The following is a 22,168-nucleotide window of genomic DNA, read 5'->3' as shown; positions in this document are numbered from 1 at the left end:
GCCGTCAGGCCTGGTCCTCGTACGCCCTACCGGCCCACTCCTCGTACGACGACCAGGCCTGCAGCGTCCGCCCGCTCACGAACCGGTGCTCCAGCCCTGTGAACGGATCGGTGAACTCCAGTGTGCGCGCCAGCAGTTGCAGCGGACGCCGGAAGTCATCGGCCGGCACGGGGTCCCGCACTTCCGGATAGAGCGGGTCACCGAGGATCGGCACCCCCAACGACGTCATGTGTACCCGCAGTTGATGGGTCTGCCCGGTGCGGGGTCGTAGCCGGTAGCGGGCCAGGCCGTCTTGTCGGTGGTCCAGCAACTCCACGCCGCTGACGGCATTGGGTTCGCCCTCGACCTCTCGGGCCGCCATGACTCCGCGCTCCTTCACAATCCGGCTGCGCACGGTGCGCGGCAGGGTGAGCGCCGGATCGTACGGGGCGACGGCCTCGTACTCCTTGGCGACGAGCCGGTCGCGGAACAGCGACTGGTACGCGCCACGTTCCGCGGGGCCCACGGTGAACAGCACCAGCCCGGCGGTGAGCCGGTCGAGGCGGTGGGCGGCGCCCAGCGCGGGCAGGCCCAGCTCGCGGCGCAGCCGGGCGAGCGCCGTCTCGGTGACATGGCTTCCGCGCGGGGTCGTGGCCAGGAAGTGAGGCTTGTCGACGACGACGATGTGCTCGTCGCGGTGCACGACGATCAGTGGGAAGGGCACCGGAACCTCGTACGGCAGCTCCCGGTGGAACCACACGAACATGCCGGGCACGTATGTTTTGTCACGTGGCACGGCGCGTCCGTCGGCGTCCACGATCAGCCCCGCGTCCATCATCGCGTCGATCACCCCGGGCCCGGCCGCCAGCCGCTCCACCAGGTGATCACGCACGGTGGACCACGCCGTCCCCTGCGGCAGCCTGACCCGCACCGGGTCGATTCCGTGGCGCTGCGGCAGGGGGGAGGGCGGGATCCGGCTTCTGCGTCTCATCACGATCAAGCGTACGAGGGGACCGACGGACGAGTATGGCTCGGTGGCCCCGTCGAACGGTTTCTCGACGTGCTGTGTCAGGCGGCGCACCGATATCGGTCGGTGTCCTCGTGCCAGTGGTAGGAGCCTGCCGCCCAGCCCTGGATCGCCCGGGCGTGGCGGAGCACGGCGCGCTGGGTGTGCTGATTCGTGTGCAGATCGTGCAGCGCTTGCGGGAGGTCGGTCCTGACCGTTTCGTCCAGTGTCCTGACGCGGCCGGTCAGGATGCGGTCGACGAACGAGACCGCCGTAGGGAGAGGGACGTCGTACAGTTCCTGCGTCACGCGCACGATGTTGTTCTTGTCCACACCTTCGCGGACTTCCTTGGGGTAGGACACGATGTCGTTGTGCAGATCGACGGTGTCCCGGAACGCGTTGATCAGCACCGTGAACGCGCGGGACGCGCGGATCTCCTCGGTTATCTCCCAGCCGAGCGAGTGCTCCATCAGCAGGGCGCTGCACCCGGCCGCACCGTAGTCACGGCGCATCTCCGTCTGCTCGATGAGGTCGGGGAACCGGTGGCTCGTGAGGTTCTCCGTCTCCCACAGCGATGCTTCCAGGAACTGTCGTACGGAGTTGGTGTACAGGACCTGCCACGACAAGGAGGCCGTGGGCGCTGTGCGATGCCACAGGTTCGCCAGCGCGCGTTCCAGCGGCTCCTCGGGGGGTGGGCCCGAGTTCCAGATACGGGTCGTCGTCGGCAGAAACGACATCAGCCGTTCGATGCGATCCAGTATCCGTTCCCGCTTGCCGAGCTCCTCGCACCACGGCAGGAAGACATCGTCGAGGCACCAGATCACGCTGTGCCAGCTGGACAGCAGTTCCAGCTCGGCGGCGGAGGCATGGGGATAGGTCAGGGCGGTGAAGCGGGTGAAGTCCGCCCGGTCGAAGATTTCGGCACTCCACCCGCCGTGATGCGAGTCGGTGTGTTGAGGCTCGAGTAATCCCATGGAGTGCGCCCAGGCGCGAACACGTGGACGGACCTCCTCCAGGTGAGGGTTCACCCTGGCCGGGAACGGCATGTAGAACGAGGGTATTTGGAAGGTGTCCGCCACGGCTGCCTCCTGTCTGTGACGACTGGCCTCTGCACCGCCCTCTGGCCTGTGTCGGCGCGCACGCCGCGACCAGGTCCATGAACCATGCGTTGTGCTCCGTACGTTGCGGTTGCGGTGCCTCCGACAGGCGCATGAACTGGGCCTGCTGACGGGAACCGGTCGAACTGGGCCTTGTTGCCTGCGTGCCGGGCGGTGTCGTCGGCCATGGTCTTGGAGACGACCGACGGATGGTGCAGGGAGTCCGTGGTCACCATCGCCGCGACCGAGTCGTCGGCGACCAAGGCATGAAACGACCCCACCTTCCTCTGGACGCTCTCCGGGGAATTGACCTTCCAAACCACCATCCGCTCCGTGTTGTCATGCGTCAACCTCGGCGAACCTCCGCGGACGGCAGGCAGGGTGCCCCTGTGATGATTTGTCAACGGTTGTGTCGGATTGAGTTTTGCAGAAGGTGGAAACTGGCCAGTTCCTTTCGAGGGATGTGCGAGTCGCCGCCACTTCGCACCATGCGGCCACCTTCAGGCGTCCGAAAGGGCGTACGGCCCCGGCGCATGGAGCGGGCCGGCGGCCCGCTCCGCCCGGCACGCCGCCTGTGCCGGGCGTGTGGGGCGGCCGGGAGAGCAGCATGTTGCCGAGGCGGGACGCGATGGCGATGCCGGGCGGTCCGAGCGCTACCTCGGACGCCGGCGGCGGGAGTGTGTCAGCCGGTACAGGAGGCCGGTGGTGAGGGTGGTCAGGAGGAAGAGGACGGTGAACCACTGGAAGTACCAGTGGAGTGCCCTACGGCCTGACCTGCGGAAACGTAAATCACAGGCTTCTGACCTGCTGAAACACGTCTCGCGTCATCTCGCGTTTTCTCTCGGTGTATGGCCCTCGTGTGCCCTGAGCGTGCCCTCGGCTCGCGGCCCCCCCGACTTCGCTGTCTCTCCGTCGCCCTGACAGACACACAGCGGCGCCGCCCGATGCTCGCAACATCGAACGGCGCCTTGATCCAGAACCCTTCGGTATCAAGGAGTCCAGACCCGTGACGAACCGTACCGTCACCCTGCCCACCCTCGACTACGGCGACGTGACGCTGACGTGCCCCCCGTGGTGCACCGGCCACGCCGACCACGACCCCGAGAACGTCCGCGCCGACATCCTCCACAAGGGCCCGGACATCGTCCTCGTCTTCCACGGCGCCGAGATCATCGCCGCCGGGCTTGCGCAGTCCCCCTTCGCCACGATCGTCACCCCCGGCCTCGGCGGTCCGACGGTCGGCGCCTCGGTGTCCCCGCCCGACCGGACGCTCACGCCCGTCGAGCTGTACAGCCTCGCCGTCGCCCTCGACAGCTACGCGGGCCAGCTGCGCGACCTCGCCGAGCAGCTGCACGCGCTCCTCATCGGGGGTGCCCGGTGAGCCGCAGTCTCGTACGCCGTCCCACCGAGAACGCCGCGATCCGCGCGGCCGACCGGTCCGCGCGGCGACTCCCGCCCGTCCCCGCCCTCATGGCCGCCCTCCTCGACGCCCACGCGCGTCGCGACCTGGAAGGCGTCCACCTCGCCGCGCACCGCGCCGTACGGGCCGCTGAGCCGGGGGTGGGCGAGTGAAGCACGACTACCTGAAGTGGGGCGCCCTCGCCGCCGCCCTGGTCGCCACCGCGTCCGCCGAGTACGAACTCGCCCGCGCGGTCGGCTTCAACCAGTGGGTGGCCGCCGCCGTCCCGGCCGCGCTCGACCTGTACACCGTCCGCGCGCTGCGCACCGGCAAGGAGGTGCTCGCCGCGGTCGCCGCGATGATCGGCGTCAACGCCGCCAGCCACCTCGTGACCGCCGACCTGGTCGCCGTGTCCGTCCCGCTCGTCGTCGCGGTCGCCGCGATCGCGCCGCTCGTGCTGTGGCGGGTGCACTCCCTCGGTGCCGGTCACGACGAGGTACCCGAGCAGGCCGCCAAGGTGGCCACTCCGGTGACCGTGGAGCGCGTCCAGGATGACCAGCCGCCTGCCCTCTCCGAGCCGACCCCGGTGGTCATCCCGGGGCTCATCCCCGGGGGCTCGGCGATCACCTCCGCGCCCTTCGTGTGGAAGACCATCACTCCCGCCAAGGTGACCACTCCCGTCCCCGCCACGAACCCCCGGCAGGTGGTCACAGCGGCGGTCGCGCTCACCCCGGCCGACCTGCGGCGAGAGGCCCGCAGGCTGCACCGGGAGGCGGTCAGGTCGACGAATCGGCCGGTGACCATCAAGACGCTTCAGGACGAACTCGGTCTGTCGCGCCGTGAGGCGACCGAGCTGCGGCGTGAAGTGGTCGGGGCGGTGCAGCCATGAGCGACCTGGAGAAAGCGGCGCGGGACGCCGTCGAGGCCGCCGACAACACCGAGCTGGTCCGCGCGATCGCCGCCGTCATCGCCGCGCAGCAGCAGAACCAGCCGCAGCCGCCGGCGCCCGCCCCTGTGCAGCGGCCGTACGGCGCGTACGTCGCGGCCGGTATCGGCGGAGCGGTCGCCCTGACCGCGCTGGCCATGGCCGCCGCTCTCCTGGCGGTCGCCGTCGCGGTCGGCGCGGTCTGCGCCACGGTCTGCCTGCTCGTCCTGAAGTCCCTGCTCGACGACTACCAGAAGGGGAACTGACCCATGGCTGACGGCCCCAAGTTCAGCGACTTCACCACCGGCGAGAAGCTCCGCATCGCCGCCCTGACCGCTCGCGCCGCGAAGCGCGGACTGGCCGGGGACGGCGTCGACATCAGCGACCTGACCCGGCGTATCGAGCGGATCGAGAAGCAGGCGCTCCGCCGGAAGAAGAAGTAGATCCACCCCGGGGACGGCCCAAACCGCCAAGTCAACGGCCGTCCCCGGGCCCGGCTCGAAACGAAACGCGAAACGAAAACCGGAGAGACCAGCATGACGAACAACGTCGTCCAGCTCCACAAGGACTCGCCCCCGGACACCCTCACCGAGACCATCATCGACGTCATCCACGACGCCGAGCCCCGCCCCGTCGACACGCCCAACGAGCAGGCCCCGGAGGGCACGTGGCTCGCCGAACGTCAGGCGTACCTCGCCGAGGCCCCGCCCGTCGTCCCCACCTTCCTGCGCCGCGTGGACGCGTTCACCCAGGCCGTGAAGTGGACGACCTCGTACTACGCCCACGTCAGCGCCTTCCACGCACTCCGAGCCCCGGTCTACCTCGCCCGTCTCCTCGCCCGTTCCCCGCGGGGCGCCGGCCGTCTCGTCGTCCGCTGGGGCCGGTGGGTCGCCGACACCGAGGCCCGGCCCGTGACGGCGAAGGCCGCCGCAAGCGCGGACGTCGAGGCGTGGCTCGCCCTGTCGCGCGAGCACTCCCGCCGCGTCCGGCCGCGCCGTGTCGCCTCCACCGCCGTGGCCACGGCCACCGGCATCACCACGCTGGTCGGCTGGTTCCTCGTGCCCGGCTGGACGATCGGCGCGGCCGTAGCGGCGGCGGCCCTGGCCGGTGTCAACGGGAAGAAGGGCGACAAGCCCCTGATCACCCGCTACGTGGCCACCAACGTGATGCGCCGCCTCGACTCCACCGAGGTCTTCGACGCGCTCGCCGCCATCGGCATCGAGGGCAAGAAGGGCCGCCGCGGCGTGGAGTTCGCCGCCGAGGTCATGCGCGACGGCCCCGGCTGGCGCGCCGAGGTCGACCTTCCCCCGGGCGTGGAAGCCACGGCCGTGCTGGAGAAGCGGTCCGCGCTCGCCGCCGCCATGCGCCGTCCCATCTCCACGGTGTGGCCGGAGGGCGACCGTACGGCGCACCCGGGGCGCCTGGTGCTGTGGGTGGCGCAGCGGGACCCGGCGAAGGCCGGCCGGAAGCTGTGGCCGCTCATGCGCGAGGGCCAGGCCGACGTGTACGAGCCGCTGCCCTACGGCTTCGACCCGCGCGGCAACCTCGTCGAGATCACCCTCATGTACTCCAACCTGCTCGTCGGCGGCATCCCCGGCTCCGGCAAGACCTCGTGCGCGCTCGCCATCGTCCTCGGCGTCGCCCTCGACCCCACCGCCGAACTGTGGATCTACGAGCTGAAGGGCTCCGGCGACCTCGACTCGGTCAAGCCGATCTGCCACCGCTACGTGTCCGGCGACGAGGACGAAGACCTGGAGGCCGCCCTCGCCGGGATGCGTTCCGGGATCGCCGAGTACCAGCGGCGTGCCGCGTTCGTGCGCTCCCTGCCCGCCTCCGAGGTCCCCGAGGGCCGCAAGGTCACCCGGGCGCTCGCGGAGAAGTACCCCGAGCAGCAGCTCGGGCCGCGCGTCATCGTCATCGACGAGGTGCAGGAGCTGTTCACCCACGACGACTACAAGGAGGAGGCCGCCGCCCTCGCCACCCGCCTGATCAAGAAGGCGCGGGCGTACGGGATCATCCTCATCCTGCTCACGCAGAACCCCGACGCCCCCTCGCTGCCGTCGTCCGTCTCCAGCAGCGTCGGCACCCGCCTCTGCCTGGCGGTCATGGACTGGCGCGCCAACAACAACGTGCTGGGTACGGGCGCCTACGACCGCGGCCTGCGCGCCACGGACATCAGCATCGACGAGCAGGGCACCGGCATCCTCGCCCGCGGCCGTGAAGGCATCACGGTGCGGGCCGCGTTCATCCGGCAGACCGAAGCGGAGGACATCGCGAAGCGGGCGCTGGCGCTGCGTACGGCGGCCGGCACTCTGTCCGGGCAGTCCGTGGGCGCGGCCGTCGAGGAGAAGGACGTGGAGACGGTCCTCGACCACCTTCGGGCGATCTGGCCGGACGGGGTGGAGGCCGTGCACTCGCACCGCCTGGTGGAGGCGCTGGCCCGGTTCCGTGCGGACCTGTACCGGCCATGGACGGAGATGGACGCGGCGGGCGCATCGACGGCCCTCTCGGCGGCGCTGAAGCCCTTCAAGGTGTCGACTCGTCAGCTGACGATCCGGGAGTGCTGCGGGGGCGCCAAGGGGCTCCGGTGGGCGGATCTTCCGGCCGTGGAGGACGGCGAGTAGAGGCCGTGGGGCCGGTTTCGGGGAGGGGTGGTGGTTTCACCTTGATCCGAAACCGGTTTCGGCCCCGATATCGGTGCTGAGCTGGGAAGTTTCGAGTTTCGGGCCCACGCCCGGAGCCCCGGAACCAGGCCCGTAGCGGGCCTGGGAGACTGAGGCCAGGGCGAATCCACCCGCACCACAGAGAACGGCCCCCGGACGGGACACGCGAATCGTCCGGGGGCCGTCTCATGCCCGCGCGCGGAGACGCGTACGCGCGCAGGTCCCGGCCCGGCCGCCTCCGCTTGGGGGCAGGGTCAGCGACCGGACCGGGGGCTCATGTGCGCCGCTTGGTGCGCTTCTTCGCGGCCCTGTACGCCCGCCACAGCACTGTGGCTTCGTCACAGAATGCCTGCCCGTACCCGCAGCCCGCGCACCCGTTCACGTGGCTGAGGAAGACCTTGTACTCGTCTTCGCCGGGGAGGCGATCGGGGAGCGTGAACTCCTGCGTCCTGCGGGGTGGGTGGGTCATGATCGGTTCCCTTCGGTCAGCTGCGCCCACACGCCGTACTCGTCGGTCGTCAGGCCGGACTGCTGGGCCAGGCCGGAGACGATCCGCCAGCCGGGGCCGTGGCTGTGGGCCAGCGGGATCTTGTGGGGGCCGCGGGCCGTGATGCGAATGCGCGCGCCGGCCGTTGAGAGCGTCATCTCGATGACGTCGGCGCCCGCGCTGAGCGCGGAGACGAAGAGTTCGTTCGCGATCAGCGGGGCGTCCGGGTGGTGGATTCGGCCAGCGGTCCACAGCCGGACGTGGGTCGCCTCGATGGGCGCGCCCTTGAAGGGCTTTTGCCACGTGCGGCCGAATTCGGGCATAGCTGACCCCCGCGAGCAGTGTTATCTGAGTACAGGTAACGCTTATCTGTACTCAGATTGTCGGCGAGATTGGCGCTGGTCAAGCCGGACGGGAGAGTATGTGTACTCAGATTGACTCGATCATTCGAAGTGGGGGTGTCTGGTGGCCCAGCCCGAGTACCTACGGATCGCCGCCGACCTTCGGCGCCGTATCTCCTCCAGCGAGTACGGGCCAGGTGACCAGATCCCCACGCTGCCCGCCCTGTGCCGCGAGTACGGAGGCGTCTCCGAGACGACCATCCGCAACGCGCTGCGCCTCCTCGCGAACGAGGGCCTGATCGAGACCCGGGCCCGCGCCGGCACCCGCGTACGGCCCCGGCCGCCAGTGCACCGCATGGCCGCGGACCGGTACAGGTCGGCGCCGGGCGCGAAGTCCACCCCGTTCACCCGGGACCAGGGCATCGGGTGGTCGGAGTACCGGCTCGACAAGCGATTCGAGAAAGTCCAGGCCGATGCCGAACTGGCGGCGCTCTTCGAGTGCGAGATCGGCGAGCGGCTCCTCGCGCGGCACTTCGTGTTCCACGACAACGACCAGCCCACCCAGATGAGCACCAGCTACGTCCGCTGGTCCGACGTCGCTGGCACCCCCATCGTCGACCCGATCAACGAGCCGTGGCCGGGCGGCACCCGCGCGCAGCTGGCGAGCATCGGCATCCGCACCACGCGGGTCACGGAGTCGTTCACCACCAGCATGCCCACCGACCTAGAGGCGGCCACACTGCGGATCGGGTCCGGGGTCCCCGTGCTGCGGTACACCCGCAGGCACATCGCCGACACGGGCCGGATCGTCGAGGTGGCTCACCCGATCGTGCGGCGCGGAGACACCACGATCGTGGACTTCGTCATCGACCTCGACGACTGACCAGGACAGCGGTCACGCGGTCCGCGGCGCAATCGACTCCACGGCGGGCAACTCGTCACCGCGCAGCAGGCGGACCGAGGTGATCGCCATGACCAGCAACGCGCCCTCGTCGGACAGGGCTTCACGCCACTTCCAGGCGTCCGGGCCGCCCTCGATGACCGCGTACCCGAGGCTGGCGAGGGCGTCGTAGCGCTGCATGAGCGACGGCGGCCCGATCTGGTTCCATTCGCTGTAGAGCATGGAGTAGGTCCAGCCCGGCAGGATGATCCGCAGCCGCCACAGACCAGCCGGAGGGATGTCTGCGGACCACGCGAGCATGGCCAGCGTCTGTGGCTCGCTCATCGGTCCTCACGCCCCCAGCGCCATCTGGACGTCGCCGCCGCCCTCGATGGATACCCACCGGCGGACCATGCGCAGCACGTCCTCGTCGGTGCCGTCGACCTTCAGGCGCACGCTGACGTTCACGGCCTGCGGCGACTGCGACGACTCGAAGGCACCGAAGCCCGGCATGGACAGCTCGCCCGGCAGTGCCAGACCCCCGCCCATCCCAAGACCGCCGAGGACCGGGCCCAGCCCCGGCATCCCGTCGAGGGCAGAGCGGACGCTCGGCAGGCTGGCCTCGATGCTCTTGGCGAAGTCGGCGACCAGGGCCCGGCCGGAGTGGGTGGTGTACCCCTTGCCCGAGAACGGGCCCTCCTTCGCCGGGGAGTGGGGGAAGAACCCGCTCGCCGCGGAAAGGACGCTGCCAACAGCTGACTTGACGTCGTCGACCATTTCCAGGATGCCTGCTACGAAGCCCGCGATCAGTGAGCGGCCAGAGCCGACGAGGACGCCGCTGAGGTCGCCGAGCGCGGACACGGCAGCGCCAGGCAGGGAGGCCAGTCGGGACACGGCGTCGCTCACGAACTCGGAGAGGTTCCGGCGGGCGCTTCCGACGAACTCCAGCACGCTTGAGATGGCGGCCACGGTGAAGTCGGAGACCGAGCCCTTCGCGGTGTCCCAGGCTCCGGAGAAGTCGCCTTGCAGCAGCGAGACGAGGATCCGGCCGGCGTTGGTGACAGCGTCGAACGCGCCGACGACGAAGTCGGAGAAGATGCCCGCGAGGAACGAGGCAGCCTCTGCGACACCCACCATGGCGGGCGCGATCAACTGGAGCAGCTCACTGGTGAGTTGCAGGTAGATGCCCATGAGCGGCAGCGCGGCGGTGACGATCTCCATCAGCGGTGGGATCAGTTCGCCGAGGATCGGCGCGAGTTCGCCGAAGTTCCTCGCCGCTTCCTCCAGGAGCGGGGTCAGTTCGGGCAGTGCCTTGGCCAGTTCTTCGCCGAGGATGTCGACCAGGTCGTTGATGAACGGCGAGATCTCGGTGATGACCGGCATGAGCATCTCGAAGGCGGTCGCGAGCAGCGGCAGCACGTTGTCCGCGAGGTTGCTCGTGACGGACATGACCGCCTGTAGGGCGTCCTGGAATTCCTCGGTGGCGGTGATGTCGGCGAGGGCGCCTGTGATCTTCTCCAGGGTGCCGACGAGGCCCCCGCCGGAGGCCTGCGCGGCGCCGAAGACGTTGCCGAGGACCGTGCCGACGTTCTGGCCGACGTCGAGGAGATCGCCGATCAAGTCGATGGCGTCCTCGATGGCGCGTTCCATCGCCCCGGACTCGAAGGCCTTGCCGAGCTTGTCGCCGATGCGGAACGCGGCGTCGCCAGCCTTCTCGGTGAGCCGCTCGAAGCTGGGGCCCGCAGCGGCGGCGACCTGACCGAGGGCGGTCGCGACGATCCCCGGGACGAAGCTGAGGTTGAGCAGACCCTTCGACGCCGACCCCATCGCCTTGCCGAGCGTCCCGTCCTCGGCGAGCTGCTTCGCCGCCTCCAGCGTGCTGCTGCCCATGAGGTTCATGGCCCCGGCGGTGTCCAGCAGCTCTCTGCGGATGGTGGGGAGCGCGGACCGTCCGGCGCGATCGAGGTCTTCGGCCAGGCCCTGGAACACCCGGTTCTGCACGTCCTGTTGCAGGTCGCGGAGCGCGGGTGCGGCGTCCTGGACGGCGAGGGCGAACGCCCGTGCTTCGGGGCTCAGCTTCTTCAGGGCCTCGGCGAACTCCTCGCCCTTCGACGGATCCAGCGCGGCGGTGATCGCCTCGTCCATGCCGACGGCCGCGAGCTTGACGACCGCCGAGGCCTGCCGCACGGCGAGCAGTGCCGAGACGCCCACACCGGCGGCGGGGGCCATGTTCTGCAACGTCGCCGCGAGGGCCGCGCCGAGCGGTACGGCGGCGCCGACGGCTCCGGCGATGGGGGCGAGGCTGCCCGCGACCCGGGCCAGTCCGCCGGCCATGCCCGCGACCTTGCCGAGGACGTCCTTGAGCCGGGTCAGGTCGCGGGTGCTGTCCTGGGTGGCACTGCGGGTGTCGTTGCCCATCTGCCGGGCGGCATCGCCTGCGGCGACGAACCTGCCCCGCACGTCCCGCAGGCGGCCGTTCGCGTCGGTCGTGAACTGGTTGGTGGCCCGGTGCGCGACGGTGATCGCGCCCGCGAGGTCGTCGCGGAGGGACATCGACATGACGCGGGTCTCGGACACGAACCGGCCGCGCAGGTCGCGCAGGCGCTGGTCGGTGGAGACCTGGAAGCCACGCATGCGGAGTTGGGAGCTGGCCAGGCCGCGGCGCATGCCCGAGTCGTCTGCGCGGATGAAACCGACCAGCTCGCCGATCGTGAGGGCACCGGACATGGCGCGCTCCCTTCAGTTGCCTAAGGCGTCTATCTGGTTGCCTGAGGCAACCTTTAGGGCTGAGAGAAGCCCGGCCCACGAGGACCGGGCTCCGCGTCAGGCGGTCTGGGGCTCGTCGATCGGTTCGACGCCGTAGTCCTGCGAGCGGAAGTAGGCGAGCGTTCGGGACATCGGGTGCTGCGCGTCATGCTCCGGGACGTCGATCTCGGCGACGCCGTTGGTGAAGTTCACGCCGGCGGAAGCTCCGGTGAAGCCCGCGACGATCGTGGAAATCCGGTACCTGGCCATGGTCATCGGCTCTCTCGGGTTGCGTGGCGGGGGTGGGCGGACGCCGGATCGGGCGCCTTGACGCCGACTGGGGCGCGGCGGGTCGCCAGCGCGTGGGCCTGCTGCGAGCGGCCCATGGACGCCCACTCCTCCGGGCTGTGGCGCCACTCCTCGGCGAGAGTGGGCATGGCCTTCATGACGCGACCGAGGGTGCCGTCCGGGCCATCGAATGCCTGGCTCAGCTCGCCCTCGCTGAGCTTGTCCTGCCCGGTGGCGAGCCGGACGGCGGCGGCCACCAGCTCGGCGGCCGACAGGAGGGTCACCATCGGCTGACCGGTGACGATCGTCCCCTCCGGGTGGCGGGCCACCCCGTGGTGAAGCGCCAGGTCCCCGGGGGCGCCGACCAGCTCGAACTCGCCTTCAAGGGCGCGGATCCGCTGGTTGATGCTGCGGATGCGGTTGCCGCGCGCCTGCGCTACGTCGACCAGGGCGTTGACGGCCGCGGCGGCGTCGCGGATGGCTTCGGCCAGGGGGCCGTGATCGTCGTCCGCCACCAACTGGCGGGCGTCGGCGGCCAGCTGCTCGGCGCGGGCGGCCCGGTCGGCGGCCTCGGCGGCGGACAGCTTGCGCTCGGCGGCGGTGATCCGCAGCTCGGCGAAGTCCGCGAGCTGGCGCGCTTCGGCCAGCTTGGCCGGCGTGACGTCGGGGTCACCGTCGCGTGCCCGCTCGGCGAGGGCGTCGGCGAGGCCCTGCGCCTCCGTCTTCTCCTTCTCAGCGGCGGCCAGGGCCCCGCGCGCCTGGACGGGCGTCAGGTCGGCGGTCTGGGTCGTGGTGCTCATTCCTGGCCTCCCTGGCCTGCGGGGGCGGTGCGGGCGACTTCGAGGGCGCGGGCCTCGACGCGGGCCCGATAGTCGGCGGGAAGCGCGTTGTAGGCCGGAGTGCCGTGCAGCCTGGCGTCGGCGTCGAGGCGGGCCACGAACTGGCGCTCGGCGTCGGTGTTGGGGTTCTTCTGCTCGGCGAAGCGGGCGCCGACTGCCTCACTCAGGGTGGGGCGGGGCTGGTCGGGCATTTGGTCCCTCCGTGGCGGTAGGCGTCGAGCGTCACGGGATCGATCAGCCATGCCGCGCCGACGCGTCGCGCGTTGAGGCGGCCGGAGCGGACCAGCCGCCGCACGTACTCGCTGGAGCACCCGAGCAGTGCGGCGGCCTCACCCGTGGACAGTTCCACCGTGACGGAGGCGACCGGCGGGGTTCCGGGGGCGGAACCCGGGGCGGCCGGGTGGCCCTGTTCGGCTGCGTGGAGGGCGTACAACAGTGCGCGGATGCGGGGGGACACTTCGCCGCCGTCGGCCCGGATGCGTGCCGTCAGGTCGCGTACGAGGGCGCCGAGGACGTCCCCGGCGACCGCGGCCGGGACGATGACCGAGCCGTCCGGCCGCAGCAGCGCGGCGACGGTCGGGTCAGGCGGCATCGTCGGGTGCCGGGCCGGGGCGACGAGCCGTACGGGCGTCGAGGCGGGCGAGGAAGTCCGCGGCCCGCTGGTCGCCGCGCCGGGCGGCGGGCCGCAGCGTGGCCCGCAGCTTGTCCTCCTGCGCCTTCAGGGCGCGTTGGTGGCGCTGGCTGGTGGCCTCGGCGGCTTCGGCGTCGGCGGCGAGTCTGCCGAGGGTGTCGGCGGCCTCCCGGACGATCCGCTCGGCGGTGGGCATCAGCTTGGGGTCGTGGCGGCCGGCCTCGCGATGGAGTCGGGAGATGGCGCGGCGGAAGCGGGCGTTGGCGGTGTCGAGCTGGTCGCGGCCCGGGTATTGGGGGTTGGCGGTCAACGGGGGCTCCGTACATGTATGCGGGCGATGTGCGCGAAGGGGGCTGGAACCGAGTACGCGGCGGGTCAGGGCCGCATGGCGTCGAGGGCTGTTCCCTGTTCCCTCCCTAGGGAGAGGGCGGGAGGGAACAGGTCACAGGGTCAGCCGAGAGAACAGATCGGGGGTGGTCGCGGAACAGGTCTGACGTGCGGTTTCTCTTGATCCGAGAACAGCAGGGAACAGCCGGGGGAGCAGGTCCGCGAGGGGAAACGGACGGGAACAGAGTTACTGGCGCAATTCGGGCTCATCGCTGACCCGCCTTGAAGGTGCGGACGACGTCGCTCAGCGCCGATGCGTTGCCCGGCAAGATGAGGCCCTTGGCGGCCGCCCACTCCTTCAGCTTGTCCCTGCCGAGGTTGGTGGGTGCGCCGAGGAGGGCGAGTTGGTCGGCGTAGTGCTGTACCTGCTGGGCTTGCTGCTGGGCCGTTCCGGGGTCGGTAAGTTCGTGCCGGGTCTCGCCGGGCAGCCACATGCCCGAAGGGCCCTTACGCCCGCGGCGCGTGATGTGGAGGATGTCGTCGCCGAGGCCGGTCCGGGTGTGGGTGCGCTTCATCTTGATCTGTGTGGTGACGGTCTCGGTCCCGTCGTGGGTGGCGTGGTCCTCGACCAGTCGCGTCATCTCCCAGACGTGGTCGACGTCTTGCGACTTCGCGGACGATCCGCGGCTTCCCTTGTCGGAGTCCTTGCCCATGTGGTCGAGGCGGGCGCAGGCGATGCACCGGTCTTTCAGCGGGGCGTGGACGCGGCCGTACAGCTGTAGCCAGGTGTCGGAGTCGTTCTCCTTGCCGCTGATGAAGCGGGAGACGGTGTCGAGGATGACGACGTCTGGGGAGATCTCGTCGACGATGGCCAGCAGCTCCGCGACGGCGATGGGCGCGGCGTCGAGGCCGCCGCTGAACTTGGGGAACATGCGGTAGTCGAAGCGGCCGGCGAGTTCGTCGGGCTGGGCTCCGAGGGACTGCATGCGGGTGACGATGTCGCGGAGGCCGTTCTCGCGGTCGAAGTACAGGACGCGCAGGGGCTCGCGGCGTTCGTCGCCGAGGAACGACCGGCCGGTGACGCAGCGCCAGAGCCAGTCGTGGGCGAACAGGCTCTTGCCGACCTTGCCGTCGGCGACCAGTGAGACCTGCTGGCCGCGCTCCATGAACTTGCCGGGGAGCCAGTCGATGCGGCTGAAGTCGGTGGCGAATGCGGCGTGCCAGTCGAGGGACGGGAAGCGGTCCGTGGTCGGGTCGGCCGCCTCTTCGGGGTGCTGTTCGGGCTCGTCCTGGTTCTCGTCGTACGGCAGCAGATCGGGGAATCCGAGCCCGGCGGCGAGGTGGTCGGAGACGTCTTTCCCCTTGGCGGGCTCCAGGATCCGCACGGGGATCCCAGCGGCTTGGACGGACGCGGCGACGTGCTCGGCATGTCGGCGGCCGGGGTCGTCTCGGTCGCGGATGACGATGACTTCGGCCGCGCCCCGAAGCGCCAGGGTGTAGGCGTCGTTCCACTTCCCGGCGCCACCGATGCTCGTGGTGGCACATGCGCCCTCGGCGGCCAGGGCGTCGGCGTCCTTCTCGCCCTCGACGATCAGGACCGTGCCGCCTGCCTGCGCTGCGGCGAGAACTTCGGGGAGCCGGTAGAGGACGCGGCGGATGCCGGCCACCTTCGGCTTCCCGTCGGGGGCGTACTGGCGGAACGTCTTGCGCTCTCCGTCGTAGCCGGGCTCCAGCCGCTTCACGGTGAGCAACAGCTGGCCGCGCTCGTCGACGTACGGGTACTCGGCGACGACCTGGGGCCGCTCGCGCTTCTCCGCTGGCTCGTCGAACAGGTCTTGGAGGGTGAGCCCGAGGGCCGTGACAACGTCCTCGGGGGCACAGCCAGCGTGGCAGTTGAGCACCACGCCGTTGCCGTCCTTCCGTTGTCCGATCGACAGCGACGGTGCGCGGTCCTCGTGGGCCGGGCACTGCGCCGACTTCCCTCGCACCGCGCATCCGCGGTCCTGGAGGGCGTCGAGGACGCGGTCACGTGCTCTCACGTACGGGGCTCCATTGCGAACTTGTGGGCGAAGCTGCTGATCGTGTTGGCGATGGCGTCGAGGCCGAAGATGAGGCCGAAGTCGTCGACGTAGCCGCGCTCGCCGCGCTCGGCGGTCCCGGTCACGGTGATCTCGGAGCAGAGCGCCAGCGAGCGGGCGATGTTGCGGGCGGCATCGGCGGTCATCACGTCGGCGTGGCCGCAGTCGAGGACGACGGATGCGCCGGGCGGGCACGGCCGGTAGTGCTCGCCGAGGAACCCGGACTCCAGGAGACCCCTGCGGGCGTTGAGCCGGATGCGGTGCTGTGCGCGCACGGCGGGCCCCCGCCCGGCCGCCGAAGCGACGGGGCGGGGGCCACGGGTGCCGTAGCGACTGGTCACGCGGTGGTCCCGGCGCGGTGGTCCCGCATCAGCTGGAGGATCGCGTCGAACTTGGCCTTCGGGTCGTCGGCCTCGGCGACCAGGTCGATCACCAGCTGGTTGAACTCGTCGAGGTTGGCGCCACCGAGCCCGGCCCGATTCATCTCCGCGTGGTGCTCCTCCATCGACAGGATGAGACGGGCGGCGTCCGGGTTGGCGAGGAAGCGGGTGACCTGCATGCCGCGGTCGCCGAGGTCGGCGCGGAGCCGCTCCTGCGCCTGCTCGCGGCTGATGACCCGGTCGTCGTAGGCCGCCTCGATCTCGTAGGCGCAGCCCTTGAGGTACGACCAGGTGGCGAGGAGGCTGCGGTCGTCGTCGAGTTCGCCGGCGCGGAGCACGACGGTGACGGCCTTGCCGGTGTCGAACGGGGGGACCGGGTTGGCGAGCGCCGCCTTGATGCGGGCCGCGCGGCGGGTCGGTCGGGCCTGTGTCATCATGTTCGCATCCGTTTCTGTTGGAGCCCCGGGGTCGCTGGCCAGCGATAGAGCCCCGGGGTTTCGGCTTTCTGGGATCGGATTGGCCCTCAGCTGGATTGCCGTCCTGCTGGGGGCCCGCTTTCATGCGGCGACGGTGCTGGTCTCGAACCAGGCGAGGACGTCGCGTCGGCGGTAGCGGACGGGAGCGCTGCGGCCGTCGCCGAACTTCAGGTAGGTGGGCCCGGTCTTCCGCCACCGCATGTTGGCGAGCGTCTGCTCATCGAGCTGGGTCAGCGCGCTGACCTGCTTCGGCGTGAGCAGGGCATCCGGGTCCGTCGGGAGCGTGAGACTCTCGGGCATCATGCCTCCGGTTGAAGAGAGCGACATCGCGTCGTCTCTCGCTTCATACTCTTCAATCCCGCGAGTGCTTGTCAAGCGATCGGTGAAGTGGATACGCTCGCTTCATGGAGAGCGAAGAGAGTCACGAAACCCCTCCCGAGGACCGCTCCACGGTCCGAAGGGAGGCTGAGGAGCTGTGGGGGCACATGCTGGACAGGGCCCAACCGTTCTCCGTGGCCCTCGGTCAGCGCCTGGCTGAGCTTCGCAAAGCGGAGAAGCGGACCACTGAGCAAGTGGCCCAACATGCGCAGCGGCTCGGCTTGACCTGGCACCGGACCACGGTGGGTCAGACGGAGCTGGGCAGGCGCTCTCTTACCGCTGTTGAACTCCTGCTGCTGCCGATGCTGTACGGCAAACCGCTCAGAGAACTGCTCCCCGACGAAACCACTTGGCTCACCGACGCCACGGCCGTCTACCCCGAGGAGCTGTGGGGGGCCATCGACGGCGACTGGAGTAGGCCAGGAGCCATGCGTCACGGCCCGGGGCGATGGCACTTGAAGAACCGACCGTCTGTGGATGACTTGCTTGAGGTGGCTGCGGCTTGGGCGAAGCGAAGCGCCGAGAAGTGGCCGCACGGTGCGGCCATGAAGCACATGCATTCGCCCGACGAAGCCGAGACCAAGGCCGCGAAGAAGCTCGACACCACGCCGCACTACGTTGCCTACGCCGCGCGTGAACTCTGGGGGCACGGCCTCGTCGCGGAACGCGAGGCCAGGCTCTTGGAACGTGGCGACCTTCCCGATTCGCCTCGTGCGCTTCAGGCGGCGCGAGGGCACATCACGCGGGCACTGATCGGTGAGCTGGAGCCAGTCATCGGGGCGTACGAACTGAAGCGCGGGCAACCCGAGGAATTTGATCCTTCAGCCTTCGGGGATATCAAGATCGCTCACTACGAGCCGAACGGAGGCGAGCAGCAAGATGGCTGAGGTCTACGACCGCTGGCACCTCTCCCGCCCCCGCAAGGGCGCCGAGCCCTGCCCGGAGCACTCCAGCCGCACGCGCACCCTCGTACCGTCCGCCGAGCACGGCGTGGGCAAGCGGTGGCAGGTCCGCTACCGCGACGACAGCAACGAGCAGCGCAAGGAGAACTTCGAGAAGAAGGGCGCCGCCGACGCTCGCGCTGCGGAGGTCGAGACGGACCTCAACCGCGGGCAGCACATCGACCGCGCAGCCGGCCGCGAGACCTTCCGCAGCCGCGCCGAGGACTGGCGTACGTCAGCCATCCACCGGGAACGCACCGAGGGGCGCGTCGAACGCACGCTGAGGCTCCATCTGTACCCGACGTTCGGCAGCAGCGGTATCGCGAGCGTCAAGCGCAGCGAGGTGCAGGCCTGGGTGAAGTCGCAGGCGTCCCGGTACGAGCCGACGACCGTGGCCAGCCACTTCGAGGTGCTGTCTACCGTGATGCGCATGGCCGTCCTCGATGGTGTGGTTCGCGTGAACCCCTGCGAGGGTGTGAAGCTCCCCGAGAGGCGCAGCCAGCTGGTCATCCCTCACCCGCTCGCCGTCCAGGCCCTCATTCAGGCCGCGCCCGCCCGTTACCGCGCGCTCGTACGCCTCGCGGCCTCCAGCGGCCTGCGTCAGGGGGAGTTGCTCGGCCTGGAAGACGGGCTCGACTTCCTGCGTCGGAAGATCGAGGCGAGCCAGCAGCTCGTCACGCCCGACAAGGGCTCGCAGTACATCGGGCCGTTGAAGACGCCGGAGTCGTACCGCGAAGTGCCGCTCGCGCCATCGGCGGTGACCGCAGTCTCGCTGCACATGGCGGAGTTCCCGCCCGTCGCAATCGAGCTTGAGGATCGGACCGACCCGCTCAACGTACGGTCCCGGGCCGTGCGCCTCGTCTTCACCGACGACAACGGCCGGCCGATTCGACGGTCCACCTGGTCCCGGGTGTGGGCCAAGATGCGCGAGGACGCCAACGCCGCACTGGGGAAGTCGAAGTCAAACGTGCGCGTGCCCGCGAAGCTCACGCTCCACGGGCTCCGCGACTTCTACGCCTCGTGCTTGATCGCCAAGAACGCCAACGTGAAGGTCGTCCAGGTGCGGCTCGGGCACTCGAAGCCGAGCATCACGCTCGACAAGTACACGGGCCTCTGGCCGACCGGTGAGGACGTCACGGCGGACGCTATCGAGTCGGTTCTCGGTGAGGTCCCCCAGGGGGCACTTTCGGAGCCGAGTGCCCTCGTTGTGCCCTCAGGAGTCGCCACGTGACCCCCACGCCTAGGCTGGCCAGCAGGAACAGGACGGTGAACCACTGGAAGTACCAGTGGCCGCCTGCCGGGTCGTAGACGTCGGCGCGGGGCCAGGCGAGGTTGACGGTCATGAAGAGGCCGTAGAGGAGGGCGAGGGCGTTGACGGGGGTGCCCAGGCGGCCCAGGGAGAAGAGGGGTCTGCCGGTTTCGTCGGTGCCGCCGGAGGGGAGCGTGCCCTTGAGGCGTCGGACGAGGAGCGGGCCGGTGACCATCGCGTACGCCAGGTACAGCATCACGATGCAGGTGGTGCCGATGGCCAGGAACGCCTCCGGTGAGGCGAAGTTGAGGAGCAGCAGGGCGGCGGCGAGGACGCCGACGACCACGGCGGGCGCGGTGGGCATGCCGGTGCGCGGGTTGACCTTGGCGAGCCGTGCGGCGAAGGGGAGTTGGCCGTCGCGGGCCATCGAGAAGAGCATGCGGCAGGCCGACGTCTGGATCGCGAGCGTGGCCACGGTGATCGCCACCACCACGTCGGCGAGCAGGAACCGGCCCACGCCGTCGCCGAGGCTGCTGGTCAGGACGTAGCTCAGGCCGTCCACGCCCAGTCGCCCGTCGGTGAGGCTCGGCGCGGCCAGCAGTCCGGCCAGGACCAGGAGACCGCCGAGCAGACCGGCCGCGCCGAGCGCCGTGAGGATCGTACGGGGCGCGGTGCGGCGGGGGTGGTGTGTCTCCTCGCTCATCTCGCCCGCGCTGTCGAAGCCGATCATCACGTACGCCGCCATGAACGAGCCCACCAGCAGGGCGCCGAGGAGGTCGGTGCTGCCCTCGGCCGTGTGGAACGTGATGCCGGGTGTGCGCTCGGCGTGGGTGAGGAGGAGGACGATGATCAGGATCGCGCCGATGATCTCGGCGGTCACGCCCACCCGGTTGACGATGGACAGCACGCGGTTGTCCAGGATGTTCACGACCGTGGTGAGGGCCAGCAGGATCACGCCCAGGACGGCCGCGTTCGCCGCGCCCGTCGCAGAGGTGGGGGTCGGGTCCCCGCCCACCAGCTGGAAGCCGGACCAGATCGCCGGCATCACCATCTGCAGCGCGAGCGCCGCCGCCGCGACCACCACGATCTGGCCGATCACCATGATCCAGCCGGCGAACCAGCCGAACGTCTGGTTGGACAGGCGTGTGGACCACTGGTAGATGGCGCCCGATATCGGGTAGCGCGCCGCCAGTTCCGCGAAGCACGCGGCCACCAGCAGCTGGCCGAGCAGCACCGCCGGCCAGGTCCAGAAGAAGACCGGGCCGCCGAACGCGTACCCGAAGGCGAAGAACTGGAAGACGGTCGTGAGGACCGAGATGAAGGAGAAACCGGCGGCGAACGAGGCGTATCTGCTGAGGCTGCGGTGCAGTTCCTGGCGGTAGCCGAACTCGGTCAGCGAGCGGTCGTCGGGGGAGTGGGGTGGCTCCGGGCGGATGTCGGGGGCGGTGCTCGTCATGGCGGCAACCTGCTTTCGCACGAGCGGCGCGAGCGTTCGCGCACGAGCGGCGCGAATTCCTGTCGGGCGACAGAAATTAGGGGAGACCTGTGTCGCGCGTGTCACGCGACCGTGTCCGGTGCGCGCCCAAATCCTCACGACCATGGCAGGGGTGGGTAGTTGGGGGCAAGGGAGGGGAGGGGCTTGGTCGAGCGGGTGGCCGAGGGGGTCGCCGGGGGGGTGTGCGACCATCCCCGGATGGATCCCCGGATGGATGACGTGTCGGCCTCCTATCGGCTTCTCCCGGGTGCGCCCGGGTCGCCCGTGCTGCTGCATGTGCCGCACAGCTCCCGGGTGATCCCGGCGGCCGTACGGGACGGGATCGTGCTCGACGACGCCGCGCTGGAGCGGGAGTTGGACCACATCACCGACGCATACACGGACCGGATCGCCGGGCGCGCCGCCGAGCGGGCCGTCGAGCGGTCGGGCGCGCGGCCCTGGAGGTTCGTGAATCGGCTGTCCCGGCTTGTCGTCGATCCCGAGCGGTTCCCGGACGAGCGGGAGGAGATGCTGGCCGTGGGGATGGGGGCGGTCTATACGAGGACCACGCACCAGGGGGTGCTGCGTGCCGCCGGGGGCGACGGCCGGCCGCTGGACGGTGGGCCGGAGCTCGTGGACGGCTACTTCCACCCCTATGCCGCCGCCATGACCGACGCGGTGGCGGACCGGCTGGCGGCGGTGGGGCGGGCCGTGGTCGTCGACGTCCACTCGTATCCGAGCGCGCCGCTGCCCTACGAGTTGCACGGCGACGGTCCCCGGCCGCCCGTCTGTCTGGGTACCGATCCCTTCCACACCCCGGCCGGGGTTCTGGCCGCCGCGGAGGAGGCGTTCGCCGGGTTCGGTGGCACCGGGGTGGACAGTCCGTTCGGGGGCGCGTACGTCCCGCTGAGGTACTACGGGCGGGACCCGAGGGTGACCGCGCTGATGATCGAGATCCGCCGGGATGTGTACATGGCGGAGCCGGGCGGTGCGGCGGTGGAACCAGCGGTGGAGGCGCTCGCGGACGCACTGGCCCGACTGGTGGACGCGCTCACGACCGGCTGAAGGGCGGCGCCGGCGGAGGGGCCGGGCGTGTTCTCGCCGACGGCCGCGAAGGGGCGGGGGATGTGGCCGAGGTGGGTGTCCTCCGGCGTAGCGGGGGTGCGTGGGGCGCGTGATGTCCTGTGGCCGTACCGGCGTGAAGCCCGGTGGGCGCACCCACGCGAGGTGCGGTCTCCCCACCGGTGCGAGGTAGTGAAGGCGGGGCGCGTGATGTCCTGTGGCCGTACCCGCGTGGAGCCCGGTGGGCGTACCCGTGCGAGGCCCGGTGGCCCCACCGGTGCGAGGTAGTGAAAGCGGGGCGCGCGAAGTCCTGTGGCCGTGCCCGTGTGAACCCGGTGGGCGTACCCGTGCGAGGTCCGGCGCCCTCACCGGTGCGAGGCCGTGACGGCGGGGCGCGCGAAGCCCTGCGGCCGCACCCGTGTGAGTCCCTGTGGCCGCACCCGTGTAGTCCCAGCGGCCGCGCCCCCGCGAGTCCCCGTGGCCGCACCCCCGCGAGGGCACGTCAGCCGGTCGTTGTGGACCC

Annotated in this window: 27 protein-coding genes; 10 read left to right on the top strand and 17 right to left on the bottom strand. The window is 70.4% G+C overall.

The features are described 5' to 3' along the window. Positions 1–4: 4 nt before the first annotated feature. The 3 genes from ACZ7MG_RS35125 to ACZ7MG_RS35115 form a co-directional block, all read right to left on the bottom strand. Entirely contained in the window at positions 5–970 is a 966-nt protein-coding gene (locus ACZ7MG_RS35125; RefSeq protein ID WP_471389395.1) for an RluA family pseudouridine synthase, read from the bottom strand. Between the two features lie 77 nt (positions 971–1,047). Next, a complete protein-coding gene (locus ACZ7MG_RS35120; RefSeq protein ID WP_471389398.1) occupies positions 1,048–1,959 on the bottom strand; it encodes a terpene synthase family protein in 912 nt (303 codons plus the stop codon). Between the two features lie 50 nt (positions 1,960–2,009). Next, positions 2,010–2,486, bottom strand: a complete 477-nt coding sequence (locus ACZ7MG_RS35115; protein ID WP_471389400.1) for a DUF6192 family protein — start codon at positions 2,484–2,486, stop codon at positions 2,010–2,012. Between the two features lie 602 nt (positions 2,487–3,088). On the opposite strand from ACZ7MG_RS35115, the gene ACZ7MG_RS35110 reads away from it, so the two are divergent. The 6 genes from ACZ7MG_RS35110 to ACZ7MG_RS35085 all read left to right on the top strand — a co-directional run bounded on the left by ACZ7MG_RS35110 (position 3,089) and on the right by ACZ7MG_RS35085 (position 7,030). After that, the gene (locus ACZ7MG_RS35110) at positions 3,089–3,463 is read left to right on the top strand and encodes a DUF6907 domain-containing protein (RefSeq protein WP_471389403.1); all 375 of its coding nucleotides are present in this window, start codon (positions 3,089–3,091) and stop codon (positions 3,461–3,463) included. Further along, on the top strand, positions 3,460–3,654 hold the full coding sequence (locus tag ACZ7MG_RS35105) for a hypothetical protein (protein WP_471389406.1): 195 nt from the start codon (positions 3,460–3,462) through the stop codon (positions 3,652–3,654). Before ACZ7MG_RS35110 ends, ACZ7MG_RS35105 begins: the two co-directional genes overlap by 4 nt. Beyond that, positions 3,651–4,370 (top strand): hypothetical protein, encoded by a 720-nt coding sequence (locus ACZ7MG_RS35100; RefSeq protein ID WP_471389408.1) that lies wholly within the window; start codon positions 3,651–3,653, stop codon positions 4,368–4,370. The genes ACZ7MG_RS35105 and ACZ7MG_RS35100 overlap by 4 nt, the downstream gene beginning before the upstream one ends. Beyond that, positions 4,367–4,672, top strand: coding sequence for a hypothetical protein (locus ACZ7MG_RS35095; protein WP_471389411.1), 306 nt, complete (start codon positions 4,367–4,369; stop codon positions 4,670–4,672). The genes ACZ7MG_RS35100 and ACZ7MG_RS35095 overlap by 4 nt, the downstream gene beginning before the upstream one ends. A gap of 3 nt (positions 4,673–4,675) precedes the next feature. Continuing rightward, complete coding sequence (locus tag ACZ7MG_RS35090) at positions 4,676–4,849, top strand: DUF6257 family protein (protein ID WP_471389414.1); 174 nt, start codon at positions 4,676–4,678, stop codon at positions 4,847–4,849. Positions 4,850–4,942: 93 nt separating this feature from the next. Continuing rightward, complete coding sequence (locus tag ACZ7MG_RS35085) at positions 4,943–7,030, top strand: FtsK/SpoIIIE domain-containing protein (protein WP_471389417.1); 2,088 nt, start codon at positions 4,943–4,945, stop codon at positions 7,028–7,030. Between the two features lie 313 nt (positions 7,031–7,343). On the opposite strand, the gene ACZ7MG_RS35080 is transcribed toward ACZ7MG_RS35085, so the two are convergent. Beyond that, complete coding sequence (locus tag ACZ7MG_RS35080; RefSeq protein WP_471389420.1) at positions 7,344–7,538, bottom strand: hypothetical protein; 195 nt, start codon at positions 7,536–7,538, stop codon at positions 7,344–7,346. Next, positions 7,535–7,879, bottom strand: coding sequence for a hypothetical protein (locus tag ACZ7MG_RS35075; RefSeq protein ID WP_471389422.1), 345 nt, complete (start codon positions 7,877–7,879; stop codon positions 7,535–7,537). The genes ACZ7MG_RS35080 and ACZ7MG_RS35075 overlap by 4 nt, the downstream gene beginning before the upstream one ends. A gap of 142 nt (positions 7,880–8,021) precedes the next feature. On the opposite strand from ACZ7MG_RS35075, the gene ACZ7MG_RS35070 reads away from it, so the two are divergent. Further along, complete coding sequence (locus ACZ7MG_RS35070; protein WP_471389424.1) at positions 8,022–8,780, top strand: GntR family transcriptional regulator; 759 nt, start codon at positions 8,022–8,024, stop codon at positions 8,778–8,780. A gap of 12 nt (positions 8,781–8,792) precedes the next feature. Here the strand turns inward: ACZ7MG_RS35070 and ACZ7MG_RS35065 are convergent, their stop codons facing one another. The 11 genes from ACZ7MG_RS35065 to ACZ7MG_RS35015 all read right to left on the bottom strand — a co-directional run bounded on the left by ACZ7MG_RS35065 (position 8,793) and on the right by ACZ7MG_RS35015 (position 16,844). After that, positions 8,793–9,122, bottom strand: coding sequence for a DUF6303 family protein (locus tag ACZ7MG_RS35065; protein WP_471389427.1), 330 nt, complete (start codon positions 9,120–9,122; stop codon positions 8,793–8,795). 6 nt (positions 9,123–9,128) lie between these two features. Continuing rightward, on the bottom strand, positions 9,129–11,504 hold the full coding sequence (locus ACZ7MG_RS35060) for a phage tail protein (RefSeq protein ID WP_471389430.1): 2,376 nt from the start codon (positions 11,502–11,504) through the stop codon (positions 9,129–9,131). Between the two features lie 96 nt (positions 11,505–11,600). Then, on the bottom strand, positions 11,601–11,798 hold the full coding sequence (locus ACZ7MG_RS35055; protein ID WP_471389432.1) for a hypothetical protein: 198 nt from the start codon (positions 11,796–11,798) through the stop codon (positions 11,601–11,603). Then, entirely contained in the window at positions 11,795–12,610 is an 816-nt protein-coding gene (locus ACZ7MG_RS35050) for a hypothetical protein (RefSeq protein WP_471389435.1), read from the bottom strand. Before ACZ7MG_RS35050 ends, ACZ7MG_RS35055 begins: the two co-directional genes overlap by 4 nt. After that, positions 12,607–12,840 carry a hypothetical protein gene (locus ACZ7MG_RS35045; protein ID WP_471389438.1) on the bottom strand — a complete coding sequence of 78 codons (234 nt, stop codon included), beginning with the start codon at positions 12,838–12,840 and terminating at the stop codon, positions 12,607–12,609. Before ACZ7MG_RS35045 ends, ACZ7MG_RS35050 begins: the two co-directional genes overlap by 4 nt. Next, a complete protein-coding gene (locus ACZ7MG_RS35040) occupies positions 12,813–13,241 on the bottom strand; it encodes a helix-turn-helix domain-containing protein (protein ID WP_471389440.1) in 429 nt (142 codons plus the stop codon). The genes ACZ7MG_RS35045 and ACZ7MG_RS35040 overlap by 28 nt, the downstream gene beginning before the upstream one ends. Then, positions 13,231–13,590 (bottom strand): hypothetical protein, encoded by a 360-nt coding sequence (locus ACZ7MG_RS35035; protein WP_471389442.1) that lies wholly within the window; start codon positions 13,588–13,590, stop codon positions 13,231–13,233. Before ACZ7MG_RS35035 ends, ACZ7MG_RS35040 begins: the two co-directional genes overlap by 11 nt. Positions 13,591–13,873: 283 nt before the next feature. Beyond that, on the bottom strand, positions 13,874–15,646 hold the full coding sequence (locus ACZ7MG_RS35030) for an AAA family ATPase (protein WP_471389445.1): 1,773 nt from the start codon (positions 15,644–15,646) through the stop codon (positions 13,874–13,876). After that, positions 15,643–16,026, bottom strand: a complete 384-nt coding sequence (locus tag ACZ7MG_RS35025) for a hypothetical protein (RefSeq protein ID WP_471389448.1) — start codon at positions 16,024–16,026, stop codon at positions 15,643–15,645. Before ACZ7MG_RS35025 ends, ACZ7MG_RS35030 begins: the two co-directional genes overlap by 4 nt. Beyond that, positions 16,023–16,502 (bottom strand): hypothetical protein, encoded by a 480-nt coding sequence (locus ACZ7MG_RS35020; protein WP_471389451.1) that lies wholly within the window; start codon positions 16,500–16,502, stop codon positions 16,023–16,025. The genes ACZ7MG_RS35025 and ACZ7MG_RS35020 overlap by 4 nt, the downstream gene beginning before the upstream one ends. 120 nt (positions 16,503–16,622) lie before the next feature. Next, a complete protein-coding gene (locus ACZ7MG_RS35015; RefSeq protein ID WP_471389454.1) occupies positions 16,623–16,844 on the bottom strand; it encodes a helix-turn-helix transcriptional regulator in 222 nt (73 codons plus the stop codon). Positions 16,845–16,945: 101 nt separating this feature from the next. Between ACZ7MG_RS35015 and ACZ7MG_RS35010 the strand changes: the two genes are divergently transcribed. Together ACZ7MG_RS35010 and ACZ7MG_RS35005 are read left to right on the top strand one after the other, a co-directional pair. Next, positions 16,946–17,806: a helix-turn-helix transcriptional regulator gene (locus tag ACZ7MG_RS35010; protein ID WP_471389457.1), complete on the top strand. Its 861-nt coding sequence runs from the start codon at positions 16,946–16,948 to the stop codon at positions 17,804–17,806. After that, the gene (locus tag ACZ7MG_RS35005; protein WP_471389459.1) at positions 17,799–19,091 is read left to right on the top strand and encodes a tyrosine-type recombinase/integrase; all 1,293 of its coding nucleotides are present in this window, start codon (positions 17,799–17,801) and stop codon (positions 19,089–19,091) included. Before ACZ7MG_RS35010 ends, ACZ7MG_RS35005 begins: the two co-directional genes overlap by 8 nt. On the opposite strand, the gene ACZ7MG_RS35000 is transcribed toward ACZ7MG_RS35005, so the two are convergent. Further along, positions 19,006–20,565, bottom strand: coding sequence for an amino acid permease (locus ACZ7MG_RS35000; protein ID WP_471389462.1), 1,560 nt, complete (start codon positions 20,563–20,565; stop codon positions 19,006–19,008). The genes ACZ7MG_RS35005 and ACZ7MG_RS35000 overlap by 86 nt on opposite strands. Positions 20,566–20,814: 249 nt before the next feature. Between ACZ7MG_RS35000 and ACZ7MG_RS34995 the strand changes: the two genes are divergently transcribed. Then, positions 20,815–21,648, top strand: a complete 834-nt coding sequence (locus tag ACZ7MG_RS34995; RefSeq protein WP_471389464.1) for an N-formylglutamate amidohydrolase — start codon at positions 20,815–20,817, stop codon at positions 21,646–21,648. The last annotated feature ends 520 nt before the right edge of the window (positions 21,649–22,168 follow it).

This window comes from Streptomyces sp. NPDC107538, assembly GCF_055657445.1.
This window is presented reverse-complemented; position numbering and strand designations above follow the sequence as displayed.

What these genes read in the sequence shown, in the direction of transcription:
- ACZ7MG_RS35010 (WP_471389457.1), top strand. Translation starts at nt 16,946, where the DNA reads ATGGAGAGCGAAGAGAGTCACGAAACCCCTCCCGAGGACCGCTCCACG.
- ACZ7MG_RS35120 (WP_471389398.1), bottom strand. Translation starts at nt 1,959, where the DNA reads ATGGGATTACTCGAGCCTCAACACACCGACTCGCATCACGGCGGGTGG.
- ACZ7MG_RS35050 (WP_471389435.1), bottom strand. Translation starts at nt 12,610, where the DNA reads ATGAGCACCACGACCCAGACCGCCGACCTGACGCCCGTCCAGGCGCGC.
- ACZ7MG_RS35055 (WP_471389432.1), bottom strand. Translation starts at nt 11,798, where the DNA reads ATGACCATGGCCAGGTACCGGATTTCCACGATCGTCGCGGGCTTCACC.
- ACZ7MG_RS35020 (WP_471389451.1), bottom strand. Translation starts at nt 16,502, where the DNA reads ATGATGACACAGGCCCGACCGACCCGCCGCGCGGCCCGCATCAAGGCG.
- ACZ7MG_RS34995 (WP_471389464.1), top strand. Translation starts at nt 20,815, where the DNA reads ATGGATGACGTGTCGGCCTCCTATCGGCTTCTCCCGGGTGCGCCCGGG.
- ACZ7MG_RS35125 (WP_471389395.1), bottom strand. Translation starts at nt 970, where the DNA reads ATGAGACGCAGAAGCCGGATCCCGCCCTCCCCCCTGCCGCAGCGCCAC.
- ACZ7MG_RS35090 (WP_471389414.1), top strand. Translation starts at nt 4,676, where the DNA reads ATGGCTGACGGCCCCAAGTTCAGCGACTTCACCACCGGCGAGAAGCTC.
- ACZ7MG_RS35065 (WP_471389427.1), bottom strand. Translation starts at nt 9,122, where the DNA reads ATGAGCGAGCCACAGACGCTGGCCATGCTCGCGTGGTCCGCAGACATC.
- ACZ7MG_RS35080 (WP_471389420.1), bottom strand. Translation starts at nt 7,538, where the DNA reads ATGACCCACCCACCCCGCAGGACGCAGGAGTTCACGCTCCCCGATCGC.
- ACZ7MG_RS35015 (WP_471389454.1), bottom strand. Translation starts at nt 16,844, where the DNA reads ATGATGCCCGAGAGTCTCACGCTCCCGACGGACCCGGATGCCCTGCTC.
- ACZ7MG_RS35085 (WP_471389417.1), top strand. Translation starts at nt 4,943, where the DNA reads ATGACGAACAACGTCGTCCAGCTCCACAAGGACTCGCCCCCGGACACC.
- ACZ7MG_RS35000 (WP_471389462.1), bottom strand. Translation starts at nt 20,565, where the DNA reads ATGACGAGCACCGCCCCCGACATCCGCCCGGAGCCACCCCACTCCCCC.
- ACZ7MG_RS35095 (WP_471389411.1), top strand. Translation starts at nt 4,367, where the DNA reads ATGAGCGACCTGGAGAAAGCGGCGCGGGACGCCGTCGAGGCCGCCGAC.
- ACZ7MG_RS35075 (WP_471389422.1), bottom strand. Translation starts at nt 7,879, where the DNA reads ATGCCCGAATTCGGCCGCACGTGGCAAAAGCCCTTCAAGGGCGCGCCC.
- ACZ7MG_RS35045 (WP_471389438.1), bottom strand. Translation starts at nt 12,840, where the DNA reads ATGCCCGACCAGCCCCGCCCCACCCTGAGTGAGGCAGTCGGCGCCCGC.
- ACZ7MG_RS35060 (WP_471389430.1), bottom strand. Translation starts at nt 11,504, where the DNA reads ATGTCCGGTGCCCTCACGATCGGCGAGCTGGTCGGTTTCATCCGCGCA.
- ACZ7MG_RS35040 (WP_471389440.1), bottom strand. Translation starts at nt 13,241, where the DNA reads ATGCCGCCTGACCCGACCGTCGCCGCGCTGCTGCGGCCGGACGGCTCG.
- ACZ7MG_RS35005 (WP_471389459.1), top strand. Translation starts at nt 17,799, where the DNA reads ATGGCTGAGGTCTACGACCGCTGGCACCTCTCCCGCCCCCGCAAGGGC.